We start from the raw sequence: 7,531 nt of genomic DNA on the forward strand, positions 1-7,531 counted from the left end.
ACGACCATTTGCTTATTTATTAATTAATTGATGATTAGGATTCCAAGGAAAGGCCTTAACCGTCCCCTCAATCTTACTACGTGGCACTAACCCGTATGAGCGGCCATCATTAGAATTGGCCCGGTTATCGCCCATCACAAAGTAGTAATTTTTAGGCACTTTAGTCACCACTTGCGACCAATGTTCCGCCTTGCTCAACGTTTTTAACGTAAAGCCTTGGCCCATCATGCCGACCAGTTGCAAGGTACCATCGACCCGTTGCTGCTGCGTAATGTAACTTTGTGACTGGAATTTCCCGTTGATGTATAACTTCCCGGTCGCCGTATATTTGACCGTATCGCCCGGCACCGCGATGACGCGTTTGACGTAATACGTTTTTTTCGTAAACGTCTTTTCGCGGTCCACGCCGTTGGCTTCAAACACAATCACATGATTACGTTTGATGGCCCCGACTTTGACCAAGCCGACCCGTTCGTTATTTTGTAAATTTGGATACATTGATGAGCCGTTGACACTCACGAATGAAAACAAAAACGTTTTAATTAAAAATGCAATGAACAACCCCGCAATGATTGGTAACCCGATACTCTTAAATGCCCGCCACACCTTTGGCATGTTGCGCCCCCTAGAAATTAACAATATTATTTTATTATTCTAAGGTTAGTACACTTACCGACCAAATAGGGGCTTTTCTCCTTGAGATTAAGACTTTCTTAAGTTGCTGACGGGATTGAGCCCCGCGACCCGTTCATAATTGGTCACCCCGAAATGCCGATTCCAAGTCACCCGCACAACTTCACCACGTTTGAACGGCCCGGGATCAACCGCAACTGTTTTAAGACGAATGAATTTATGGCGCCCCTGCGCACTGACCGCGTCACCTTGATAAATCGGGCCATTCGCAGCCACCCCACCCGCCAATGTCAAGGGATGCGTCCCCACTTTGCGGCCAACCGTCAAATAGTAATGCTCGCCCCCATAGCGATAAACTAACCAACCAATATTGGCACTCAACATAACGACTAACATCATCACTAAAATAAATTCCGGTCCAGCCTTGCTTGCGTTTTAACACCGTGATTCCCCCACAAATTAAAGTATGTCTCAGCTTAACGGAAAATTTAGCGGCCAACTATCAAAAAAGTGTAAAAAAATACCCAGCAAATTGTAAATTGCTGAGTACGGCGCACTAATGACCTAAGTAACCAATCACTGAGGCAACAATTAAAATAATTAACACAATCGTGGTAATCCAAACGTAAAGCCGATCACGTTCAACCGCAAAGGCGTAAATTGAGACGGCCACCCGTAACGTCGGCGTTAAAATCAACAGAAATAACCCAAACATCATCACCGCATATGGTTTCAAGGCCATCACGCCGTTAAAGATGCTCCGAAAACCGGTCGGCTGGACGCCGTTCGGATAACCGCCCGTGCCTTGTACGAGCATCATAATAATGCCAATCACAATCACAATGGCGGAAACGACGACCCCAATCCGCAAAATATAACCAATCATCATTTCGACTTGATGCATTTCTTTGGCTTTGCTATCTTTTGGCATTAGATGGTCACCCCGAATCCTTTAAGAATCATTTGAATGCCTAAATAAAACATGACGGGCACAAAGAGCATCCGAATGAAGCGGGGTTTCAGGCGTTGCATAATGCGCGAGCCAATCGTGGCCCCAACTAAAATGCCAATGGCCAATGGCGCGGCAATCCCTGGTTTGATCGACCCGTTGAAGAAGTAGACCATCGCACTGGCGGCGGCCGTGACCCCCATCATTAAGTTTGAGGTCGCTGAGGATGGTTTCAATGGCATATGCATGATGGTATCCATCGCGAGCACTTTAAACGCCCCACTCCCGATACCAAGCAAACCACTGGCGAAGCCGGCGCCAAACATCATCGAAAACCCACCGGGCACATTTTCAACTTGGTAATCGACTTCTTGACCGGTCGTTTTTTCGTAATACGACCCGTTCAAATTTAACTTGGTCGCCAACGCATCGGCTTTGACATTCGGCGTATCACTATTTTTATTCATTAATTTGCGAATCATGTTATACGTCGTGAAGACTAATAACGCGCCAAATAGGAAGTACAAGAACGTCGCATGGACGATCCCCGTTAAGACGGCCCCTAAAATCGCACCGACCGTCGTGGCAATTTCCAAGAACATGGCCACCCGCAAATTCAACATTTCATCTTTTAAATACGCAATCGTCGAGCCAGAACTCGTGGCGATAACCGCAATGACACTGGCCCCAATCGCATATTTGATATCTAAACCGAGCATTAACGTTAATACTGGGGTGACAATCAAGCCGCCACCAATCCCTAAGATTGCCCCAAACACGCCCGCTAACACGCCGACGCCGAGCATCAATAGTAGTGAATAAATCACATCTCTCACCCTCACCTTTTCAATTTCAGTCGTTAGTGTAACATTTAATTTACCAACCGCCTAATTATTAAACATGTAAATACCAAATGTTACGGCCCCAAGGGTTTTAATGATTTTGAATAATTATTTTTATAATAAGTGCTAATTGCCTGTAACCGACAACAATCTTGTTTTAATAGGATTTCGTCAAAAAGTGATATTAAAAAATTAGATACCTGTTTATTTAAATTAGTCTACCGGTTGGGCTTGGGGAAATTGATCCATGAAGCCTGCCACTAACGGTGTCGCATATGACTCTGGCGTCGTGGCTAAGACCAGTTGGGTTTCAAAACGGCGGTCAGCAATCGAGCGAATCAGCACTTGACCGGAATCGTAAGTCGCCGCTAACGACCGCGGCACCAGGGCCACCCCAATTTGATGGTCCGCCCAGTGCATTGCGGTGCGGGCATCGTCACACGTCATGACGAATTGCGGGTCAAATGGTTGCTCCAAAAAAGCCACATGAAATAATTCGTTGAAGCGCCGATACTTAATCAACGGCAAGCCGTCAAGGTCACTCAAACGTAATTGCCGGCGATTCTCAAATTGGTGGAACCGCTGTGGTAAGACCGCCACCATCCGTTCAGCCGGAAAGAAGCGGCAAATCAAGTGCTGACGATTAAACGGGGTCCGCATAATGGCCACATCGAGTAACCGCTTATGCAAATCATCTAATAATTCATACGTATTGCCTTCGGTTAGTTCAAGCTGGACGTCCCCATGCGCGTGTAGCCATTTCAGTAACGCTTGATTCGGCATGACCCCCGCCGAAGACGACACCGTCCCCAAGTTCAAAGTCCCCGTAATCCCATGGGCCAACGCCCGAATTTTATTTTCCGCCGTGGCGGACAGCTGCGTTAGTTGTTGCGCATAGCCCACTAATAACTTCCCGGCTGACGTCACGACGACACCTTGTGGTAGCCGCTTAAACAGCGGCACCCCTAACTCTAATTCAAGTTGTTTAATTTGATAACTTAACGGTGGTTGTGCAACGTGCAACCGTTTAGCCGCGGCCGTCATCTGGCCTTCTTCAGCGACCGCCAAAAAATAACGTAATTGTTTTAAATTCACAATTTCCGCCCCCTCATTAAATAATAGTATACACGAGTGCCCGCCACACTGATTTAAGTTTTTTACAATTTCGCAAACCGGTGCGCGAACGGGGGTGAATGCGTTATACTAATAATAATTATATTTCTATGGAAAGGAGTGATCTTGTGCATTTCTTTGATCGGCTGAAAGGCATGTTAGCGGACTTAAATTCAAGTGATCCGACTGATGATTTAGCGCCTGACGCCGTTACGGCGAGTGAGGATCAGACGCTAACCACGAATCAAACCGCGGCGTTAATTTTAGTGCATCATTTAGACGCCGATGGTCACGAATTACAAGCACCGGACATGATTGCCGGCCAAATCGGTGACGAAATCCACCTCCCCGATGTCAGTATTGCCGGGTATCATCTGGTCAACATTGACGGCTTGACGCGCTGGTTTACGGCACCACAAGCCCGCATCGTCTTGACCTATGAACGCCAAGCAGGTCAACCGGTCTGGGTATATGCTTATGACATCGACCAACGCCAACTGATTGGTATTCCGATGATGTCGCGCGGTAAACTCGGCACCCCCTATCAAGTCACGGCGCCCACGGTTGCGGGTTTTAAATTGCTACGCTCGGTCGGCGATTTGACCGGTGAATATACGACGACTTCCAAAACGGTTCTCTTTTTTTACCGCAATCAAAACTGGCAACAAACCGACCTCAGTACCGGTTTCGTCAAGATTCATGCCGAAACGGCAGTTTATCCATATGCCGGCGCGACCACGACCAATTATTTAACTAAATTACAAGCCGGCACGGTCTTCAAAACGTACATGCGCGTGCAACTGACCAACGGCGAAACTTGGTACATGGTCGGCGATGACCAATGGATTCCCGAAAGTCATGTTCAGTTGACTGATGGTGACGAAGTCTTGTTGAAGTTGCCAACCGGATACACTGCTCAAAACAAACGCCAAGTGCGCCAAACTGGTATCGTGAGCTTCGTTCCTAATAAGCGCGTGCACACGTACATCGCCCCATACGGCCGCTACTTAACGACCGTCACCCACGGCGAAACGGTGCAACTTACTGAACGCCTCGCTGATGATAACGGTGTCGTTTGGTATCACATTCAGGATAAAGGTTACTTACCAGGCCGCTATTTGACCAATTTGAATCCGCCCCATCAATAATTCAAGAGTGGTAAAAACGGTGATTAGGTTGCGAGCATTAACGTGACATACACAATGATGCCCGGTCTTTGGACATCATTGTGTATGTCGGGTTAAGCGGAACAACCTGCCTTTTTTACCACGTTTCGACATATTGGTCGTGCCGCTGCCTAGGCAATCATCATGCCAATCACAAATTTCATTACTTATTGTTGTTACACCCTTAATTTGAATAATCGAATAACAAAAAATAACGTCATGACAAATTAATACTTGTCTCGACGTTATTTTTTATCAGATTACGTTCTCAATTAAACTCAAATCACCCCGGACTAGCGAACCAGTATTCGGAGTATTGAATCACAAAATTATGGGTCTTTCCATCGGTGAATCTACAACTAACGACTCAATCACTGATAAAACAATTACTCACTGCGTTAACAGTTACCACATTTTCATATCCTTAATGTTGCTCTGAAAATGTGATGAAATTAGCAATTGGCTGACCGTAATGGAATCGTCCTGAAAGTGGCGTTAACGGGCGTTTTTTGGCCGTTTACACCACGGACGTCTTTTGAGACCCGACCTTTGGGCTCAAAAGCGAGGGCCAAGACCGCTTCTCAGGCTTGGGTCGGTCCCAGGACGATGGAATTACGGTCAGTCAAATGCGGCAATTACGCATTCACCAATATTTTGGCCTCCCAATTAGTCTCAATTATTAGCCAACCGCATCAATTCGACGCCGCGGTTCGTTAACAAGAAACCGGCATTCGTGTGATGCATAAAAATCAATCCTTCAAATTCCCGCCGACCATTAAAATCATTCTCACCAACCATCCCAGTCGTTAACCGGCCGAGCTGGGCGGCTGGCACCGACGTAATACTTTCATCCGCCACTAAGTACAAGCGTCCTGTGACATCATCATACCCGATTGATTGTGACCAATGACCGGGGTCGGACGCCAGCCCTTGCGGCACCACCTTGAATTGGACCCGTTGTGGGCTAACTTGACCCGTGTATAAAGTGACGCGACCGTGTTGATGCGTCCAAATATAAGCATTACCGGCATCGTCAAACGTTAAGACACTCCCTAAATAAGTCGTTCCTAACGTAAAGTCAACGGCCACATCCGGCGTCAACGTTTGCGGATTCAGGCGTTCCATCACATCCGGCTTGGCATATTTGCCATAACTTTGAATAAACCACAGCGCCCCCGTTTGCGGATTTAACGCCATCGTTTGCGCGTGGCCAGAGCGAAACTTAGGGCCGACTTTAATGGCCGCTAAAACTTGCTTATCCAACTTACTAGTATGATGCCGAATCAAATCTTGCGTTGCGCGGCGCAACATTGCCATGTGGCCCGGCGTGCTGACCCCCAGCTGATTCAAACGCCGCCAATCGTAACGGACGACCCAGCCAGTTTGAAGATTATCCCCCGCTTCACGCCCATCCACGTACATGACGTATAAATAATGATTATCCGCGGAAAATGCGGCACTTTGCGGATCCGTCAAGTTGCGACCTGGATATTGTTCGGGTAAGAACCACGTGGTTTTGAAATGATAATTTTGGCCGTAATGTTTGGCCGAAGTGATTTCATCGGGTTGCGTCTGCAAGGGATTTTTAAGATAGGCTTTGGTGGCCAAATATGGCAAGTGTTTGGTCGTAAATTGGCCATTGCCCGCCAAGGTCACCCAAGTTGAGACTGGGGCAGACTTGGTCAAAACCGACCCGGTCGTCGCATAAGTTGTCAAGCCACGGCTGGCTTTTAACTTGAACGTGGCCCCAAAGCTCACCGGCTGGAGTTGTGAAATCAAGACCCAACCATGTTGCGGTTGCGTGGCACTAGTGACCCACGCGTATGTTTGTGACCGCGAGCCCCGGGCTGCCGTCATTTTGGCTGTTTGAACATAGCGGTGGCCCCGCTGCAAGTGACCAATCACCGTCATTTTTTCACCGTGCCACCGATAAAGGGCCGCCGAAGTTTTGGCTGAAAAATTAGTCGCCGCCACCGATTGCCGCGGCCCCCATTTAAGCTTAGTTGCCGTGGTCACTCGCCGTAGCTTGACTTGTGACGCTAGTAGCCAGCCCCGTTGATGGCCGTGCTGGACTTCCACATATAATTGCGAACGGCCGTGCAGCCGAATCGTGGTTTGGGCAATCCGTTCAAAAGTCGCGCCATGCGCGGGGATTGACCCGATACGCCGTAACTGCACCTGTTTTGCCGACCCTTTTAACTGATACCAGCTTGCTTTAGCTGGCACCGTGACGGCGGTGGCTGGCAAAGTCTTGATGGCTGTGCGCGTCGTCGGATTCGTCCGCGCTTGCGCAACGATACCTGGGAGCCCGATTCCACCAACTAGTATGAGCAACACTTTTGACCAACGCATGCCAACCGCCCCCTTTAATCCACTAAAACCTAACTAGCTTAATTTTAAAGCGGTTGGAACTGACTAGTCGCTGCAGTCGCTTGGTTCGGATAGTTGCTGAATACCAGCGTGTGCCAAAAGGCGGTTAATGCGCGCAAACTGCCTTTTGGCGGGTCTTTCCGTACATTGGTGAATCTACAACTAGCATACCCGACCAACCAAGTCACTGATAGACCAATTAATCACTTACGTTGACGGTTACCTCGAAGTGATACCACGTTTTCTTAAGGGAAAATCAATTCAGTTGTGAGTTCGTAACAATGGAAGTTGCCGTGCAAGTGGCGTTAGTGCGGCTGTTTTTTGCCGGATTTACGCCACCGACAGCTTTGACTGTGCCAAGCTTCAAAGTGAGGTTCGAGACCGCTTTTTGGCTCGAACCGATCGCCACGGCTACTGGAATTGCTACGGACTCACAACGACAATTCCAAATTCACCAA

The 7,531-nt window shown here is 48.0% G+C and carries 7 protein-coding genes; 1 reads left to right on the forward strand and 6 read right to left on the reverse strand.

Translation table 11 applies throughout. From position 1 onward, the window contains the following. Positions 1-12: 12 nt before the first annotated feature. From lepB to DY78_RS09260, 5 genes are all read right to left on the reverse strand, one after another. Positions 13-615, reverse strand: coding sequence for a signal peptidase I (lepB, locus tag DY78_RS09240; RefSeq protein WP_029778771.1), 603 nt, complete (start codon positions 613-615; stop codon positions 13-15). 87 nt (positions 616-702) lie between these two features. After that, complete coding sequence (locus tag DY78_RS09245; protein WP_051385182.1) at positions 703-1,032, reverse strand: DUF1093 domain-containing protein; 330 nt, start codon at positions 1,030-1,032, stop codon at positions 703-705. A gap of 157 nt (positions 1,033-1,189) precedes the next feature. Continuing rightward, on the reverse strand, positions 1,190-1,564 hold the full coding sequence (locus DY78_RS09250) for a DUF1634 domain-containing protein (protein ID WP_024623735.1): 375 nt from the start codon (positions 1,562-1,564) through the stop codon (positions 1,190-1,192). After that, on the reverse strand, positions 1,564-2,406 hold the full coding sequence (locus DY78_RS09255; RefSeq protein ID WP_172643341.1) for a sulfite exporter TauE/SafE family protein: 843 nt from the start codon (positions 2,404-2,406) through the stop codon (positions 1,564-1,566). Before DY78_RS09255 ends, DY78_RS09250 begins: the two co-directional genes overlap by 1 nt. A gap of 231 nt (positions 2,407-2,637) precedes the next feature. Next, complete coding sequence (locus tag DY78_RS09260; RefSeq protein WP_024623733.1) at positions 2,638-3,519, reverse strand: LysR family transcriptional regulator; 882 nt, start codon at positions 3,517-3,519, stop codon at positions 2,638-2,640. A gap of 146 nt (positions 3,520-3,665) precedes the next feature. Between DY78_RS09260 and DY78_RS09265 the strand changes: the two genes are divergently transcribed. Next, complete coding sequence (locus DY78_RS09265; protein ID WP_024623732.1) at positions 3,666-4,685, forward strand: MucBP domain-containing protein; 1,020 nt, start codon at positions 3,666-3,668, stop codon at positions 4,683-4,685. 690 nt (positions 4,686-5,375) lie between these two features. On the opposite strand, the gene DY78_RS09270 is transcribed toward DY78_RS09265, so the two are convergent. Beyond that, the gene (locus DY78_RS09270; RefSeq protein ID WP_024623731.1) at positions 5,376-7,055 is read right to left on the reverse strand and encodes a hypothetical protein; all 1,680 of its coding nucleotides are present in this window, start codon (positions 7,053-7,055) and stop codon (positions 5,376-5,378) included. Between the last annotated feature and the right edge of the window lie 476 nt (positions 7,056-7,531).

Source organism: Lactiplantibacillus fabifermentans DSM 21115 (assembly GCF_000498955.2).
GTDB classification, from domain to species: domain Bacteria; phylum Bacillota; class Bacilli; order Lactobacillales; family Lactobacillaceae; genus Lactiplantibacillus; species Lactiplantibacillus fabifermentans.

Bases quoted from the DNA above. Each gene is read 5' to 3' on its own strand.
- lepB (WP_029778771.1), bottom strand. From the start codon at position 615: ATGCCAAAGGTGTGGCGGGCATTTAAGAGTATCGGGTTACCAATCATT.
- DY78_RS09245 (WP_051385182.1), bottom strand. From the start codon at position 1,032: ATGATGTTAGTCGTTATGTTGAGTGCCAATATTGGTTGGTTAGTTTAT.
- DY78_RS09250 (WP_024623735.1), bottom strand. From the start codon at position 1,564: ATGCCAAAAGATAGCAAAGCCAAAGAAATGCATCAAGTCGAAATGATG.
- DY78_RS09270 (WP_024623731.1), bottom strand. From the start codon at position 7,055: ATGCGTTGGTCAAAAGTGTTGCTCATACTAGTTGGTGGAATCGGGCTC.